General features: G+C 33.5%; 20 protein-coding genes and 1 pseudogene. 7 read left to right on the top strand and 14 right to left on the bottom strand.

From position 1 onward, the window contains the following. Positions 1 to 118 precede the first annotated feature (118 nt). Positions 119 to 817, bottom strand: a pseudogene (locus tag ACXKY9_RS14180) (AraC family transcriptional regulator); the annotation flags it as partial. 135 nt (positions 818 to 952) lie between these two features. Here ACXKY9_RS14180 and ACXKY9_RS14175 point away from each other — a divergent pair. Both ACXKY9_RS14175 and ACXKY9_RS14170 read left to right on the top strand, forming a co-directional pair. Then, the gene (locus ACXKY9_RS14175; protein WP_001034785.1) at positions 953 to 1,798 is read left to right on the top strand and encodes an oxidoreductase; all 846 of its coding nucleotides are present in this window, start codon (positions 953 to 955) and stop codon (positions 1,796 to 1,798) included. 40 nt (positions 1,799 to 1,838) lie between these two features. Beyond that, positions 1,839 to 2,348, top strand: a complete 510-nt coding sequence (locus tag ACXKY9_RS14170) for a GrpB family protein (RefSeq protein WP_000901213.1) — start codon at positions 1,839 to 1,841, stop codon at positions 2,346 to 2,348. Between the two features lie 76 nt (positions 2,349 to 2,424). Here the strand turns inward: ACXKY9_RS14170 and ACXKY9_RS14165 are convergent, their stop codons facing one another. The 6 genes from ACXKY9_RS14165 to ACXKY9_RS14140 form a co-directional block, all read right to left on the bottom strand. Beyond that, positions 2,425 to 2,808, bottom strand: a complete 384-nt coding sequence (locus tag ACXKY9_RS14165) for a DUF4181 domain-containing protein (RefSeq protein WP_000509504.1) — start codon at positions 2,806 to 2,808, stop codon at positions 2,425 to 2,427. Positions 2,809 to 2,831: 23 nt separating this feature from the next. Then, on the bottom strand, positions 2,832 to 3,269 hold the full coding sequence (locus tag ACXKY9_RS14160; protein WP_000795353.1) for an NUDIX domain-containing protein: 438 nt from the start codon (positions 3,267 to 3,269) through the stop codon (positions 2,832 to 2,834). Positions 3,270 to 3,297: 28 nt separating this feature from the next. Then, entirely contained in the window at positions 3,298 to 3,636 is a 339-nt protein-coding gene (locus ACXKY9_RS14155; RefSeq protein ID WP_074628857.1) for a DUF4181 domain-containing protein, read from the bottom strand. Between the two features lie 53 nt (positions 3,637 to 3,689). Further along, complete coding sequence (locus ACXKY9_RS14150; protein ID WP_000556972.1) at positions 3,690 to 4,514, bottom strand: PP2C family serine/threonine-protein phosphatase; 825 nt, start codon at positions 4,512 to 4,514, stop codon at positions 3,690 to 3,692. Next, a complete protein-coding gene (locus ACXKY9_RS14145; RefSeq protein ID WP_003284488.1) occupies positions 4,498 to 4,998 on the bottom strand; it encodes an HIT family protein in 501 nt (166 codons plus the stop codon). Before ACXKY9_RS14145 ends, ACXKY9_RS14150 begins: the two co-directional genes overlap by 17 nt. Positions 4,999 to 5,089: 91 nt before the next feature. Continuing rightward, positions 5,090 to 5,257 carry a glycine zipper domain-containing protein gene (locus ACXKY9_RS14140; RefSeq protein WP_000508470.1) on the bottom strand — a complete coding sequence of 56 codons (168 nt, stop codon included), beginning with the start codon at positions 5,255 to 5,257 and terminating at the stop codon, positions 5,090 to 5,092. A 217-nt stretch (positions 5,258 to 5,474) separates the two neighbouring features. Between ACXKY9_RS14140 and ACXKY9_RS14135 the strand changes: the two genes are divergently transcribed. Continuing rightward, positions 5,475 to 5,711, top strand: coding sequence for a hypothetical protein (locus ACXKY9_RS14135; protein ID WP_000283222.1), 237 nt, complete (start codon positions 5,475 to 5,477; stop codon positions 5,709 to 5,711). Between the two features lie 53 nt (positions 5,712 to 5,764). Here ACXKY9_RS14135 and ACXKY9_RS14130 read toward each other — a convergent pair whose 3' ends face one another. Together ACXKY9_RS14130 and ACXKY9_RS14125 are read right to left on the bottom strand one after the other, a co-directional pair. Then, positions 5,765 to 6,601, bottom strand: a complete 837-nt coding sequence (locus tag ACXKY9_RS14130) for an ABC transporter permease (RefSeq protein WP_001084760.1) — start codon at positions 6,599 to 6,601, stop codon at positions 5,765 to 5,767. Then, the gene (locus ACXKY9_RS14125) at positions 6,594 to 7,799 is read right to left on the bottom strand and encodes a quaternary amine ABC transporter ATP-binding protein (protein ID WP_000370606.1); all 1,206 of its coding nucleotides are present in this window, start codon (positions 7,797 to 7,799) and stop codon (positions 6,594 to 6,596) included. Before ACXKY9_RS14125 ends, ACXKY9_RS14130 begins: the two co-directional genes overlap by 8 nt. 171 nt (positions 7,800 to 7,970) lie before the next feature. Here ACXKY9_RS14125 and ACXKY9_RS14120 point away from each other — a divergent pair, with 171 nt between their 5' ends. After that, positions 7,971 to 8,828: a glycine betaine ABC transporter substrate-binding protein gene (locus tag ACXKY9_RS14120; RefSeq protein ID WP_001227621.1), complete on the top strand. Its 858-nt coding sequence runs from the start codon at positions 7,971 to 7,973 to the stop codon at positions 8,826 to 8,828. Positions 8,829 to 8,874: 46 nt separating this feature from the next. Here ACXKY9_RS14120 and clpP read toward each other — a convergent pair whose 3' ends face one another. Both clpP and ACXKY9_RS14110 read right to left on the bottom strand, forming a co-directional pair. Next, on the bottom strand, positions 8,875 to 9,456 hold the full coding sequence (gene clpP / locus ACXKY9_RS14115; protein WP_000991610.1) for an ATP-dependent Clp endopeptidase proteolytic subunit ClpP: 582 nt from the start codon (positions 9,454 to 9,456) through the stop codon (positions 8,875 to 8,877). A gap of 21 nt (positions 9,457 to 9,477) precedes the next feature. Further along, complete coding sequence (locus ACXKY9_RS14110; RefSeq protein ID WP_000337520.1) at positions 9,478 to 10,164, bottom strand: RNA polymerase subunit sigma-70; 687 nt, start codon at positions 10,162 to 10,164, stop codon at positions 9,478 to 9,480. Positions 10,165 to 10,306: 142 nt separating this feature from the next. Here ACXKY9_RS14110 and ACXKY9_RS14105 point away from each other — a divergent pair, with 142 nt between their 5' ends. The 3 genes from ACXKY9_RS14105 (at position 10,307) to ACXKY9_RS14095 (ending at position 11,843) form a co-directional block, all read left to right on the top strand. After that, a complete protein-coding gene (locus ACXKY9_RS14105; RefSeq protein WP_001125388.1) occupies positions 10,307 to 10,627 on the top strand; it encodes a 2Fe-2S iron-sulfur cluster-binding protein in 321 nt (106 codons plus the stop codon). 4 nt (positions 10,628 to 10,631) lie between these two features. After that, positions 10,632 to 11,294, top strand: coding sequence for a ribose 5-phosphate isomerase A (rpiA, locus tag ACXKY9_RS14100; protein WP_001049986.1), 663 nt, complete (start codon positions 10,632 to 10,634; stop codon positions 11,292 to 11,294). Positions 11,295 to 11,408: 114 nt separating this feature from the next. After that, on the top strand, positions 11,409 to 11,843 hold the full coding sequence (locus ACXKY9_RS14095; protein ID WP_001190864.1) for a GNAT family N-acetyltransferase: 435 nt from the start codon (positions 11,409 to 11,411) through the stop codon (positions 11,841 to 11,843). A gap of 126 nt (positions 11,844 to 11,969) precedes the next feature. On the opposite strand, the gene ACXKY9_RS14090 is transcribed toward ACXKY9_RS14095, so the two are convergent. The 3 genes from ACXKY9_RS14090 to ACXKY9_RS14080 form a co-directional block, all read right to left on the bottom strand. Further along, positions 11,970 to 13,337 carry a lytic polysaccharide monooxygenase gene (locus ACXKY9_RS14090; RefSeq protein WP_001065165.1) on the bottom strand — a complete coding sequence of 456 codons (1,368 nt, stop codon included), beginning with the start codon at positions 13,335 to 13,337 and terminating at the stop codon, positions 11,970 to 11,972. A 453-nt stretch (positions 13,338 to 13,790) separates the two neighbouring features. Beyond that, a complete protein-coding gene (locus ACXKY9_RS14085) occupies positions 13,791 to 14,984 on the bottom strand; it encodes a macrolide family glycosyltransferase (protein WP_000124885.1) in 1,194 nt (397 codons plus the stop codon). A gap of 92 nt (positions 14,985 to 15,076) precedes the next feature. Then, positions 15,077 to 15,757, bottom strand: a complete 681-nt coding sequence (locus ACXKY9_RS14080) for a formylglycine-generating enzyme family protein (protein ID WP_000180359.1) — start codon at positions 15,755 to 15,757, stop codon at positions 15,077 to 15,079. Positions 15,758 to 15,816: the final 59 nt, after the last annotated feature.

Here is a 15,816-nt window from a genome sequence, read left to right as displayed (position 1 = left end):
GAAACCCGTTAGGGTTTATTTCGTATGCTCATTTTTAAGAGGATTATACTGTTTAAAAGTTTGTTCATTTCAATTAATGGAAAACCGTAGAGTTTCTATCCTTAAGTTGATGGGCATGGGGTGACTCCATTCTTTGAAGTAAAATTTCTTCAGCTTGTTTTATTTTATTTAAATCCTTTTTGGATAATTGGCTCCTTTTATTTGCATCACGATCATTCAGTAATACTTTCCCAAAGTATATAGAAAGCAATTCGAGCGCTTTACTTTCTATTTCGAGTTGATTAATACGATCCTTTTGGGGATTCTCTAACATTCTCTTAATAATATTAGATGTTAGGGCATCAATGGGGGTTTGAAACTTTTTAAAAGATTGATTTCCTATTATAGTATGAAAATCATGACTTTTTTCAATAGCACAATTTAGCATGAAATGATTAAACAACTGTACAGGAATTCCAATTGCTAATGAATATAGTGGAGTTTCTTTTTCATATTCAAATAGAACTTCAAAGTCATTCATAAAGTATAAATAGCTATTCCCAGCCATTAATTTATTTGTAGAGTAACCAACTTGTACTTCCCCGGATCCTTGTAAACAAAAATTAAGTTCCACCATTGCTGCATCCGATGCAAATTGAATGCGATGGTTTTTATGGAACTGGTAATTTGATAGCACTATTTCCATTCCAGAAAACGAGCTCCACCTTCGCACTTCACCCATACCTATTGTTTTTGGCACATACATATATCTTTCTTCTACAACTTGTAACCCATGAAAATATTTACTAAAAATATCATGAAAACTGTTAGTCTTCATGAAATCCACACTCCTTTTATATACAAATTACAATCAATTGATAATCATTTTCAATTATAACAAATATCTTTATACAATAAATAGCTTTTACCTTTATATCTCGTTATGATAAAAGAAAAAGAAAGCGAGCCGACAATGAATAAAAAAATTGCAATTATTACTGGGGCTTCAAGTGGATTCGGCCTATTAGCAACGCTTGAACTTGCGAAAAAAGACTATTTAGTCATTGCTACAATGCGAAACCTAGAAAAACAAGGAACCTTACTATCTCAAGTTACTGAACTCAACTTACAGCAAAATATAAAAGTTCAACAATTAGATGTAACAGATCAAAATTCTATACATAACTTTCAATTATATATAAAAGCAATAAACAGAGTAGACCTACTTATTAATAACGCAGGATATGCAAATGGGGGCTTTGTAGAAGAAATTCCAGTAGAGGAATACCGCAAACAATTTGAAACGAACCTATTTGGGGCTATATCAATTACTCAGCTTGTCTTACCGTATATGAGAAAACAAAGAAGTGGAAAAATCATTAATATTAGCAGCATTAGCGGCCAAGTTGGATTCCCTGGTTTATCTCCTTATGTATCTTCAAAATATGCATTAGAAGGCTGGAGTGAATCACTTCGCTTAGAAGTAAAACCTTTCGGAATAGATGTTGCTTTAATTGAACCAGGTTCTTATAACACAAACATATGGGAGGTTGGGAAACAACTCGCTGAAAACCAATCTGATACAACATCTCCTTACAAAGAGTATATGGATAAAATACAAAAACATATTAATAGCGGCAGTGATACATTTGGTAATCCGATAGATGTTGCTAATAAAATTGCAGAAATTGCTGAATCTAAGCGTACAAATTTACGATATCCAATCGGTAAAGGTGTGAAATTTATGATCTTTGCGAAGAAGATTCTTCCTTGGAGATTGTGGGAACACCTTGTTTTGAGAAGCTTTAAGAAAATGTAATAAACTTTTTGAAAACTATTTTGAAAGGGATGCTAATTAAATGTTAGGTTTACCGTATGGGAAAGTGTTTTTAGTGCCGTGGACTGAAGAATGGGAAATTGAGTTTATGAAAGAGAAACAACTCATTGAGGAACAAATTGGCGAACATATTTTAGCAATACACCATATTGGTAGTACTTCTATTCCATATTTAAGTGCAAAGCCAATTATTGATATAGCAATTGAATTAGAAAATTATACGGACGGTATACATTGTATTAAAAAGTTAGAACTACTAAACTATAAATATAGAAAAGAAGTATTACCCGAAAGATACTATTTTAATAAAGGTGAACCAAGAACTCATCAAATTCATATGTATGAACAAGGGAATACATATTTAATAGAACAATTACAATTTCGTGATTACTTAATAGACAATAAAACTGCACGCATGCAGTATGAACAGTTAAAGATTCAACTTTCACAAGCTAATCCTACTGATAAACATAAGTATGCAGAGGATAAAACTAATTTCATTACATCTATATTAACTAAAATAAATGCTTAAATAAACAAGAAACCATTTAGTAGTAAATGGTTTCTTGTTTATTAGTTATTTCATTATTTGTACTATCAAATTTTTATTATACAGCAGGTGGAAAGAAGTAAAATAGTATCGAAGTCATAAAAATAAACGTGAATACCCCAATTACCGAAAATATATATTCTTTCGACTCTCTATCATACTTCCATTCCATCAATGCTCTTAAGATTAACGTCCCACCTAAATAAGTAAAAATGACATAAGCAATATTAATACTTTCAAATTTAAAGATAAACATAAAGCTAGTTATTAAATAAATAAAAAGTAGTCCTATTTCCAATTTTTTATGTAAACTATTTACATGTTTTTTATATCCCCAAAAACCACCCTTGGGCATATTCAATTTTTTTCTTAAAAACTTATCGAGAAAATAGACAGCTATACAAAAAACAATAGTTATAATCCAAAAAGTAGAACCTCCCATTTTCCCCCCTCCTATTATTTCATTTAATTACTTGAAATAAATTGGACTATATTACGGTTATCCCCTTCTAAATAACTTATGATGCCTTCAGGATATGTCGGCTTCTCCTGTAATTCCTCTAGACTTTTCCAAATTAATATAATATCCTCATGCTCTTTATGCCTTATTTCATTTGTAATGATTTTTTCAACAGTCCCCCAATGTATCAATGTACAATGATGACCTTTTTCGTTGTCCCACTCAAAAATGTGTTCATTTACAATTGCTAACTCTTGAACATCAACTTTCAAATCGTATTCTTCTATTAACTCTCGAATTATTGCTTCTTTTGACGTTTCACCAAATTCAATAGAGCCACCTGGAAAACGATAAAATGATTCATTTTCATTGCATTGTACAAGTACTTTAGAATGATCTTCATTTAAAATCATTGCTTCAGCACGTAATTTAGGATTTTTCATTTTGTCTCCCCATTCATTCCACATATGATTAAATCCAATAGGTATAAAAGAAAAAATTAAGAATAATTCCTGTTATTACTAATAGCGGAACCGTTCCTAAAGAAATGACATATTCCCTCGATTCTTTATCAAATTTCCACTCCATAAATGATTGAAAGCAGTATAAAGTTATTAAAAATAAAATGGGTAAATTACTAATATAAACGGGATTTAAAGTAGCACATATCATCGTAAAAATTATATAAGAAATAATAAGAGCCCTAGTGCCCCATTTATGAAAGTTGTTTACATATTTACTATTCCAGTCTGTTTGTTTCGGTATATTTAGTTTTTTCCTCACTACTTTTTCAAAAACAACTAAGGATATAATCCATACTATTAATAAAATTCCTTTAACCCAAAACAGTGATGTTTCCTCCTTTACCTTTTCTCCGGCTGATCACTCGGATACGTAGCATTCCTTTTATTTTCTACGTCCCAACTAATAATTGTCGCACTATCACGTCCCAACTGATGATGCACGTGTTCTAAAACATTGTGAATATTTTCTTTAAGTGTTTTATCATTTCTGTGCATAGCAATATGCAAATTTAAAGGTATTTCATATCGGCGCTCCCCGCATTCTAATACTCCATCTGTCACCATTACAATTCGGTTCTTTCCAGTACGTAATTCACGAATACCTGATGAATAGCAAGGAACAGGTAAATCAAATGTGTTTACATTTCCAATCCATTCGTAAAAATGACGTTGATTTAATGCATATTGTCCTAACTTATGTAACTCTTCATGAAATACATACACTAAACAATCACCGATAGAAAGCCACCATATATAATTTTCTTTCCTTACACATAGTAAGCAAGCTGTTTCACCTTTAATTTTTTTGCACTTTTCCTTAAATGAAGATGACTGAAAAATTGTAAGTATATGATTTTCAACAGACTGAAACACTGTATTAATTGGTTCATTCAAAATTACTTTTATATTTTCATATTCTTTTTCGATTGTATTTACTACTAACTCAACACTTTCCGCACTATTATGTCCATCTAGAATAGCTGCAAATTCCCATTCACCATTTGACCAAACTAATGCACCATCTTCATTCTTTTTCGCTCCAGCACTTATATTCCCACCATATTTACCAAGTACAATATCACCATATTGTTTAACTGAAATTTCTCCTAAACACATTTCTATATTTCCAACCCATGAATATTGTGTATTATTTTTTGTATGCATACTCATTTACCATATACTTTCGTATTCTTTCACATAGTTTTTTTATTTTCTCTTCGTCACCATATGGTGCGCCAGTCCATTTCGCTATCTCGGTTGGTGACCAAAACTCTTTTGGTGTATTCGGATAACGCGGAATAATGTGCATATGCATATGTGGTACACCATTTCCTGAAACAAAAGTGTAAATATGCTCTGCACCTTCGCTTTCTTTTAACGCTTTACTTACTCTACTTGTTATAAGTCCGAACGCTTTCGCTTCTTCATCTGTTAGTTCAGCAAGGCCAGGTACATGTCTTTTTATATCTATCATTACATAACCCAGGTATGTTTCTTCACTATCCCAGTGGACATGTCCAACGTAAACGAGTTCATCTTCGTAAATAGCTCCACCTGGAACTATAATATTTCCTATATGTTTTTTGCAAATGAAACAGTTTTGTTCTATTTGATTGTTTGTTGACATATCCATCACCTTCCTTTTCATATATAATATCACAAAAAAAGGAAAAACAGGTTTAGTATTCCGAATTTTCATTCTTTTGATACAACAATTTTTGAAATGAATTTACATCTCATTATTTCTTCAAAAACGCAATCCCAATTATAATCCCAATCACAATTCCGATTACTAAATTATTTGTAAAGTGCCCTTGAAATACACCAATTACAACTCCTATACCGACACCTATTGCCAAAGCATCATTTCTTTTTTTATTTTTAGCCAAAATTACATCTCCTCCCATCATTTCTCCCTAAATAACATACATTTACTTGAATGTATTAATATAAGGACTATCTCGCTTAAATATTTCCAAAAAATGTACTGTAACTTTACATATAATATTTTCCATTTTCTGTACATACTCCTTTTATATTGGAAAATTTTCAAGTAACTATTAATTATACATAGGCATTTACTATAAGAAAGCTTCGTAATTTATTGAAGGAGGAACGATTCAAATGTATCCTCATTGGAATCCAAATATAAATCAACAGTATGTTTATTCCCCTCATCCCGCAAGGAATACATTGCATCATGATTCACAATATATGATGCAGCGTATTGCAAGTCTTGAAAATCAATTAACTAAATTAATCTCATTAATCGAGGAAAATAATCAATTAATTAAATCAATGGAACAACAAAAAAACCAAGTTTGTGCACCAGCTGGAGGTTCTGTTATCGTTCGTATGTGATCTGGATGCAATAAAAAACACACTTTGTATTATAAAAGTGTGTTTTTTATTCATTATTTTCTTTTCGTATGGAACCCTTGTGTAATTCGATCTAATATAATTGCGATTACTACGATAGCTAATCCAGCTTCAAATCCCATTCCGATATTAACTTGTGTTACAGAGCGATATACATCAACTCCAAGTCCTGGAGCTCCTACAAGTGATGCTGTTACAACCATCGATAACGAAAGCATAATGCTTTGGTTCACACCAGCCATAATCGTTCCGGTTGCAAGTGGTAATTGTACTTTAAATAGTTTTTGTGATGCTGTGGATCCAAATGCATTCGCTGCTTCAATTAAATCTTCTGGAACTTGTCTAATTCCTAAGTCAGTAAAACGAATTGTCGGTGGCATTGCAAAGATTACTGATGCAATAATTCCAGGTACTACACCTACTCCGAAAAATGTAATCGCTGGAATAAGGTATACGAATGCAGGCATTGTTTGCATAAAATCTAATGTTGGTTTTAAAAATTTTGAGAAACGTTCATTTTGAGATGCTAATATACCAATTGGAATTCCGACAATAATTGAAATAATAACAGACGTAAGTACGAGTGCTAATGTTTGCATTGTTTGTGCCCAGTAGTTAATATTCAAAATAAATAATAATCCAATAAGCGTAAAAATGACTAAAGATAATTTCCTCGTTGTGTACCAAATGAGGAAACATAAGATAATAATCATCAATATGGCGGGTATTATTGTTAAAAAATTAGTGAGTAAATCAACAAATCCGCCAATAATATAAGAGAATCCTCGGAATAAGCCTTCAAAGTGCTCATATAAACTTGCAACAAATGAGTCGACCCATTCCCCTAATGGAATCCGCGGTATACTATTCATCGTCTTTCACCTCTTCCTCAATGTTTCCTGCAAGAGCTTGAATGACACTTTCACGTTTAATAATTCCTCTTAGCCTTTTCTTCTCATCGATTACTGGTAACGGATATTTCATCTCTGCCATTTTTGCATATGTCTCTTCCAGTAAAGTATCCAAATACACATGCGGAATATCATTAAGTAATAAATCAGCAATCGGCCACTGTTTTTGTACTGCTTTACTCGCATCATCCGCAGTTAATATACCTAAAAACTCATACTTTTTGTTTACAACATATACAGTTGAAACACCTGCATTCCTCATAATTTGAAGGGCTACACGAGGTCCACGATCAATTAATAAAGTTTCTGGTCGTTTTAAAATAGACTCCGCCGTAATTACTTTTCCTAAATTCACATCCGCAACAAACTTTTCTACAAATTCATTAGCGGGGCTCATCATAATTTCTTCTGGTGTTCCAATTTGGACGATTTCTCCATCTTTCATTAATGCGATACGATCTCCAATTCGAAGCGCTTCATCTAAATCATGCGTAATAAATATAATCGTTTTTTCCATTTTATCTTGTAACTCTAACAATTCATCTTGCATTTCTTTTCGAATAAGTGGATCTAATGCACTGAATGACTCGTCCATTAGTAATACATCTGGATTATTCGTTAGTGCCCTTGCGATTCCAACGCGCTGTTGCATACCACCACTAAGTTGACTTGGGTAATTATCTTTATGATGATCGAGTCCTACTAACTGTAGCGATTCTAACGCTTTTTTCTCTCGCTCTTCAACCGGAACTCCTTGTATTTCTAAACCATATGCAACATTTTGTATAACTGTACGATGCGGAAATAGAGCGAATTTCTGAAATACCATACTCATTTTCGTTCTTCTTACTCTCCGTAACTCTTCTTTTCCCATCGTTGCGATGTCTTCACCATCTATGTATATATGACCTGCAGTTGGTTTAATCAATTGATTTAACATACGAACTAGCGTAGATTTCCCGCTACCAGACAAACCCATAATAACGAAAATCTCTCCAGAGTAAACTTCAAACGTTGCTTTTTTCACCCCAACGTTCATTCCTGTCTCTTTTAAAATTTCCGATTTACTTTTTCCTTCTTTTAATAAGGAAAGGGCCCTTTGCGGATGTTTCCCGAATACTTTTGTTACGTTTTCAACACGCACCTTTGTATTATCCATGTCACTACTCCTTTTCTACCCATCTATTCACATAGTGTTGCGATTTTACAAAGAAATATTACATAAAAATGACATTCATAAGATTTCTTTAAAATTCTCGTTTCCGTTCATAATAAGAATGCTTACTTATACATTTATTTTATAAGGCAAACGTTACTTAGGAGGTTTTCGATGCGAAAGAAAATTTGGTTTATATGCCTTGCATTATTTATTACTATGATTTTCACTTCATGTAATGCAACAAATGCAAATTCGAAAGGAAAAATTAAACTTGGTGTAACAAGTTGGAAAGAAAATATTGCAACCGCAAACATGTGGAAAGTTTTATTAGAAGAAAAAGGCTACAAAGTTGAGCTCATGTATTTAGAAAAAGCCGCAATTTGGACTGGTGTCGCTCGTGGTGATGTTGATGCGAATTTAGAAGTATGGCTACCAGTTACAGATAAACCGCTAAACGATCGTTATAAAGATGATATTGTCTTAAAATCAAAATGGTACGAAGGTACTGGACTAGGTTTAGTCGTCCCTTCTTATATGAAAAACATAAACAGTATCGAAGATTTAAATGCTCATAAAGATGAACTAGAGAATAAAATTGTCGGTATCGAACCCGGTAGTAGTCTTATGAATTTAACGAATAAAGCAATGAAAGAATATGATATAAAACTAAAACTTGTCCAATCCTCTGAAGCTGCGATGATGAGTGAACTAAAGAAAGCATATACGAAAAAGAAACCAATCGCTGTTACGCTTTGGAATCCGCATTGGGGCTTTTCAGAATTTGACTTAAAATATTTAAAAGACCCTAAGAAAGTATATGGTGAAAAAGATGACATTTATTACTCTGTTCGTAAAGGTTTCGAAAAAGACCATCCGGATATCATAAAATACTTTGACAAATGGAAGATGAACGATGAACAGCTTGGTACATTAATGGTCGAGTTAAATAAAACGAAAGATCCCGAAGAAGCGGCGCGAAAATGGATTAAGAAGAATCAAGCGCTAGTTAATGAATGGATAAAAGATTAATAAAAATAGGCTAGAGGGTTAGGATATCCTCTAGCCTGTTTTCAACTTATTTTTTCGTAACAACGTCATCTACAATCCCATATGCCTTCGCTTCTTCTGCAGTCATAAAATAATCTCTTTCTGTATCATGTGCTACTCTTTCAATCGGTTGCCCCGTTTTTTCTGCAATCATTTTATTAATATCATGCTTTAACTTTAATATTCTTTTCGCAGTTATTTCAATTTCTGTTGCTTGCCCTTGTGCACCACCAAGCGGCTGATGAATCATAATTTCACTGTTAGGGAGAGCAAACCGTTTTCCTTTTGCTCCTGATAATAATAACAATGCACCGAATGATGCCGCAAAGCCCATGCATAGCGTTTGCACATCTGGTTTAATTAAATTCATCGTATCTAATATTGCAAAACCTGCTGTCGTTGAACCGCCAGGGCTATTGATGTATAAGAATATATCTTTTTCTGCATCTTCTGCTTCTAAAAATAATAATTGCGCTACGACACTACTCGCTACTTGATCATTAATTTCTGAGCCGATAATAATAATGCGGTCTTTTAATAACCTTGAATATATATCATAGGAACGTTCTCCTAATTTTGTTTGTTCTACTACATATGGAATTGCATTCATTTTAAATCCCTCCAATACTTGTTATGCTGCGTAAAGCATATAACTGTAGGAAGAAGGGTTTTTCACATTAAATAATAAGACTGGCTGTTTAGATGGTAATTTAGTAAAATCTATTGTCGGAAGAAGCTTCGTTAATAATTCTGGTCTTTCCTCACGAATAGATGTTACAACAACTTCAATATCCTCTGTGAATTCGACTATCTCAATCCCTTCTTCACTTACAGTTTTCAGCCTATTTCTACTCCGAAATAAAGAAGCTTTCACTGCACCTTCTGATACAGAACACACTTTAGCAATATCAGCGATACTATATTGAAAAACATCTTTTAATAATAAAATTGCGGATTGCTGTACATTTAATGAAGACAATACTTTCCCTACCATTTCATGCAAATCTGCAATGTTCTCATGTGGTTCTTCAAAAGTGATTTGTCCTCTTATTTTTTCATGAACAGACTTAGACTTCATCTGATCTAACCAACGATTTCTTGCTATTTTATAGACGAGTGTCATACAAATATCTTTATTTCTATATTTTCGAAGCACTTTACACACTGTTTCTTGGGCGAGATCTTCCCCATCCCATTTGTTTTTCGTTAAAAAAGTACAGTATCTTTTTAACTCTCCATATTGTTCAATTAAAAAGTTTATATTTGAATGATTCATATCGATATGATTCTTTAAAACATGAGTTACTTTTGTGCACAAAATAACCACTCCTTTTCAGCGCTTACTTAATAAACGATTCAACATTAAAAAAAGTTACGGGGATATAAAAAAATAATGTTTATGTTCAATAATTCGCGGTCATAAATATGTTATGTACAATTTTACGTGAGGAGGAACAAATTTGCCAAAATTAACAATTGAAGGTGCGGGAACTTTTGATGTGAAAGAAGGAACAAAGTTAGTATTAGCAATTGAAGATAGCGGTGTCAACATTCTTCATCGTTGCGGCGGGAATGCACGTTGTACAACTTGTAGAGTAGAAATACTAGCAGGTGATTTCTGTGAAGCGAGTGCGAATGAGAAACATGCAATGACGGAAAAAGGAATTGAAGATCATTTACGATTATCTTGTCAAATGCGTGTACATAAAGATATAGTCGTTCGTCCGGTACTTACAGTTGAAAATTCAGGTCTTGATGCTGGGCCACGCCCGGCGGAGTAAAGTGATGAATTTAAAACAGCTCGCTGGCGAATATGCTGCTAACTTTGTAAATGATGGCATGAAAATTGGGCTTGGTACAGGTTCTACTGTATATTGGACAATACAAAAATTAGGTGAACGTGTAAAAGAAGGATTATCATTTCAAGCTGTACCAACATCAAAGGAAACTGAAGCATTAGCACAGCAACTAAATATCCCCCTAATTTCGTTAAACGACGTACAAAGCCTTGATCTTACAATTGATGGAGCGGATGAAATTGATTCAAATTTACAACTTATAAAAGGCGGTGGTGGTGCATTACTTCGTGAAAAAATCGTTGCCTCTTCCTCTAAAGAACTAATTATCATTGCTGATGAATCGAAATTTGTAACACATTTAGGTAATTTTCCATTACCTGTTGAAATCATCCCTTTTTCATGGAAACAAACCGAAAATAAAATTCAGTCTTTAGGGTGTCAAACAACGTTACGTTTGAAAAATGATGAAACTTATATAACCGATAACAATAACCTGATTATCGATTGTATATTCCCTAATCATATTTCTAATCCTGCCCATTTACACACCCAATTAAAAATGATTACTGGTGTAGTTGAAACAGGGTTGTTTATAAGTATGACGAGTACAGCAATTATTGGTACTAAAAATGGGATAAAGAAATTGTAATAAAAGCTAACTTTTTAAAGTTGGCTTTTTAGTATGTTCTTCTTCTCTTAATAGTGCTTTATTATGATATACTAGGAAAACGCAAACTGATTACACTAGAAAGGACTGAACATTTTGCAATCCAAACTTATAACAGAACTTGCTGATTTAGAAACTGCCTTTCATATTCGAAAAGAAGTATTTGTAAAAGAACAAGGTGTCCCTCTTGCAGATGAATTCGATACATTCGATGAAATCGGAGAGCAATGTAAACATATTTTAGTTTATTATCATGAACTTCCTGTAGGCACAGGTCGTATACGATTTGTTGATGGTGTCGGAAAATTAGAACGTATTTGTATTTTAAAAGATTATCGTACATACGGATTAGGTAAAGTCATCATTCAAACGTTAGAAGAACTTGCTCGTAACGAACAAGTTACGAAAGTGAAACTACACGGTCAAACACAAGCTGAAGGATTTTATAAAAAATTAGACTATGAAACTTCTTCTGATATATTTATGGAAGATGGCATTCCGCACATACTTATGACGAAAATGTTATCATAATAAAAAGGGTAGTATATGAATCTTATGTATTCATACACTACCCTTTTTTATTAATAGAAAAGTGAATTCTCAAGATTACCTTTTGCATCAAAGCCCATCATCTCTTAGTTCATACCTAAGTAAAGCTTACACTGTTTTCCATAATGATAATGCATATATCCAGTTTGGATCACCATTTCCTTGATAACTCTGGACTGCTTCATATACTTTTCCTTCGTGTAGAACTCTATCTCCCTTTTTATATGCTTTTTTTGCATCCCACGCTTCATATGAAGCGCTTTCGGTTTTTGTAGTAATTGTGAATATATCACTCTGTACGGATTCATTTCCAGCTACATCAACAGCTTTCACTACATATTTATAAGTAGTATTAGCGAGCAGATTTTTATCCAAATAAGAAGTTGTATTGGATGTTGCAATCTTTTTCATTGATCCTTCTGTTTCTCTATAAATATCATAATGGTCTACACCAATATTATCGTCAGATGGACTCCACATTAAATCCACACTTGACGCTGTCGTTCCCATACTATGTAATCCTTTTGGTTGTGTTGGTGCTTCTGTATCAGGAGTCTCAACTGTCGTTTTTACTGTAAGCGCTGTACTTTCTGTCGATACATTGCCAGCTGCGTCAATTGCTTTTACAGTATAAGAGTATTCTGTACTTGGTTGTAACTTCTTATCAATAAAATGAGTCCCTGGTACTGTATCAATCATCTCTCCGTTACGGAAGATTTGATATCCTTTTACCCCTACATTATCCGTAGAAGCGTTCCATGTTAGTTCTACACTATTCGCTGTTACTTTTTGCGTCTGAAGTCCATTTGGAATACTTGGTGCTTCTATGTCTGGTTTCACATCATTAATAAGATTAACATCAATTACATTATAGAATGCATTTGCTGTATCAGCTACATCCCATACTGCTAAAATCACATGATATCCACTACGATCAGTAGGTACATTGATTTTATGAGTTAAATTATTTGAAGCTGCAGAACCATCATGTTGTACAGTTCCAATTGGTTCGAAATCTGCTCTTGTTAGCGCTTTATTTGGATTCCATCCTTTTTTAGTAATATAGTAATGCCACTTACTCGTTAAGTGAGGCGCAGTATACTTCCAAGTAAATGTATTTTCCCCACCAGTGATTGTATTTTTAAACCAACGATTTTCTGTTTGTTGATCTAAAATACCACCAAATTTTCCGCCTGCTGAAGCAATTTGTCCATCTACTGGACCACCTTGTGGGAACCCTTTTGGAGCTTCTAAACTTTGTGGTTCATACATAACACTTCCACAGTTTACATTTAGCGCACCATAAGTTGGACTACATAAAGCGGATCGGCTACCGGGCTTTTCAACAAAACCGTGCGCATAAGCATTTTGAGGAATAAGTGTCGTACTAATAATTCCAGCTGTTAATGCTACAACTCCTAAACTTTTTTTGTTCATTTTCATATTTTGTAGTTGTTTTAAAAATCGATTATTCATGTTCATGTCCCCTTCTTGTTATACTTTGTAGTGGAATGTGGGCTTTGATGTAAAAGAATAACAAGAGACAAACTTGTACCGATGTATGTGTTAATTATGCATACACCGCAGTGAAAATATATTTTTTCCTTGTGAAATATTTCACTTTATGAATATATCATGACATAGAACTCGCCTAAGCATGTGCAGAAGTTGTGCAGAAACAGTGAAATTATTACTAACATATAAAACCACATCCTGAAATCATAAAGTAAAACTTTAATTAGTTGGGGTTTTACGGTCGGTTAATACGGGATAAAATAAAAGTGTGCAGCAGAAATTGTAGACTTAGTTCTCAAAATTCACATTTAGTATTTTCATTTTTTCCATTTAAACAATTCTTCTCTTCTTACAACAGAAAAGTGTCTATATCATTTAATATAGACACTTTTTTCATGTATAACTTTATATTTATTACTGACCTACAAATGTAAAGATTTCATCAACAGCTTCTTTATATCCACCCGATGTTCGGAATGATTCCTTCAAATTCAAAGCAGCCTCTTTATATGAAGGGTTATTTAAAATTAACTCCACACTTTCACGCAATTTCTCCACGGTTAATTCATTCATATGTAATTGAACTCCTGCTCCAAGACTCTCCACTTGCTTTGCAATTGCTGGCTGATCTGCACTTTGCGGTATTACAACGAGCGGAACCCCGTTATATAATCCTTCATGCGTACTGTTCATCCCGCCGTGTGTAATAAATAGTTTCGTATAAGTAAGCAGTTCGGTTTGAGGCACATAGTTTTTCACAATGAAGTTTTTAGGGATTTCGCCTAGATCACTTATTTTTGTTTTATTACCAATAGACATAACAATTGTATGCTCACTATTCTCAAAGGCCTTCATACACAGTTTATAAAAGTCAATCGCTTCATTAAAAACAGTACCTAATGAAATATAAATCGGACTTTTTTCTTCAATTGAAGTAAAATCAACGTCTCTGTTTTTCATTTGTGCAGAGATAGATGGTCCTACAAATTTATATGTTTCATCAAACGTATCACCAAAAGGCTGAAACTCCTTAATTGTATACACAATAGTAAGAGGTGCAGGATTACAGAAAACTTCATACGATGATTTTATTTCAACACCATATTTTTCAGCAATTCCCTTCGTTAAGTTTTGAAAATCATTCTGTATTTTATCATGAATTTCTACTGGGATATTTTTTGACAGATGACCTAACATTTGCTCAAAGGATTTTTCATCCTGCGCAAAAGATGTGCATGAATTTATGGCTGGAAGTTTAAGAATTTGAGCAATTAAATGGCCACAACCAAACATAGAATCATGAATCATGTAATCAAAATGTTCACCTTCAATTTGTTCTAGAACGCTAGATATTACAATATCCGCTGTATGTAGAAGGCCGTTTATTCTTTCCTGTAAATAATTTCTGCCTCCAGATAGAAACGCTTTTATAAATTTTTGATCATCAATCGTTCGTACAGTAGCACCTGTCTTCTCAATCCGATCCCTGAAAGCTTCTATTGAAAAATAAACGACCTCTTCACCACGAGAAATCAATTCTTCTACAACTTGTAAAGTTGGATTTATATGTCCTTCTGATCCAGCGTTAATAAATAAAACACGCGCCATAATAAACACTCCTTACGTTAAATCGTTTCTATGTTGGCAAGAGTACGGATTTTCTCCATACTCTTTTCTTAGTTGTTCGTAGCATGTTCCTACTAAATTGACCTAGCGAGTCTAAAACCGAGATCATCTATATGAAATGTAGGATGGCTTCGACGACGACAAGTAGCGCCGCACCCTCTCGCTGTTTCAGCCCAACTACCACCACGAAAAATGCGATATGATCCGTACACTGTTTCATCATACAAATCATAACACCATTCCCAAACGTTCCCTAGCATATCATAAAGTCCCCATGCATTCGGTTCTTTTTGGCCAACGTCATGAATCTCTCCATTTGAATTTTCATTATACCACGCTATATCATGAAGTTTCCCGTATGTATATCCGGTTGTACTTGCTTTACATGCATATTGCCACTCTGCCTCACATGGTAATCGGTAGCCATTTGAATCTAAATTACATTTCACAATTTGACCACCATCACTAATAGAATAATATTCTTTTAATCCCGCTTTTTTTGAAAGTACATTACAAAACGCAATGGCATCGTTCCATGAAATATTGACAACTGGTTTATGATTTTTATCAAAATTATTTAATGGACTATTTGTAATAGCATCATATAGTTCCATTGTTACAGCATACTTCGCAAGAAGAAATGGTTGAATTTGCACTAGCCATTCTTTTTTTATTCGATCATCTCTTAATACTACCTCTCCAGCTGGAATATTTACCATTAATGAATCGATTGTTTGAATTAAATCATTAGTCATTTTCTATTCCTCCAAACGTTCATTTTATATGAATTTATAGTCATATACTCATTACAAAA

It is taken from the genome of Bacillus sp. 2175 (genome assembly GCF_057812155.1).
This window is presented reverse-complemented; position numbering and strand designations above follow the sequence as displayed.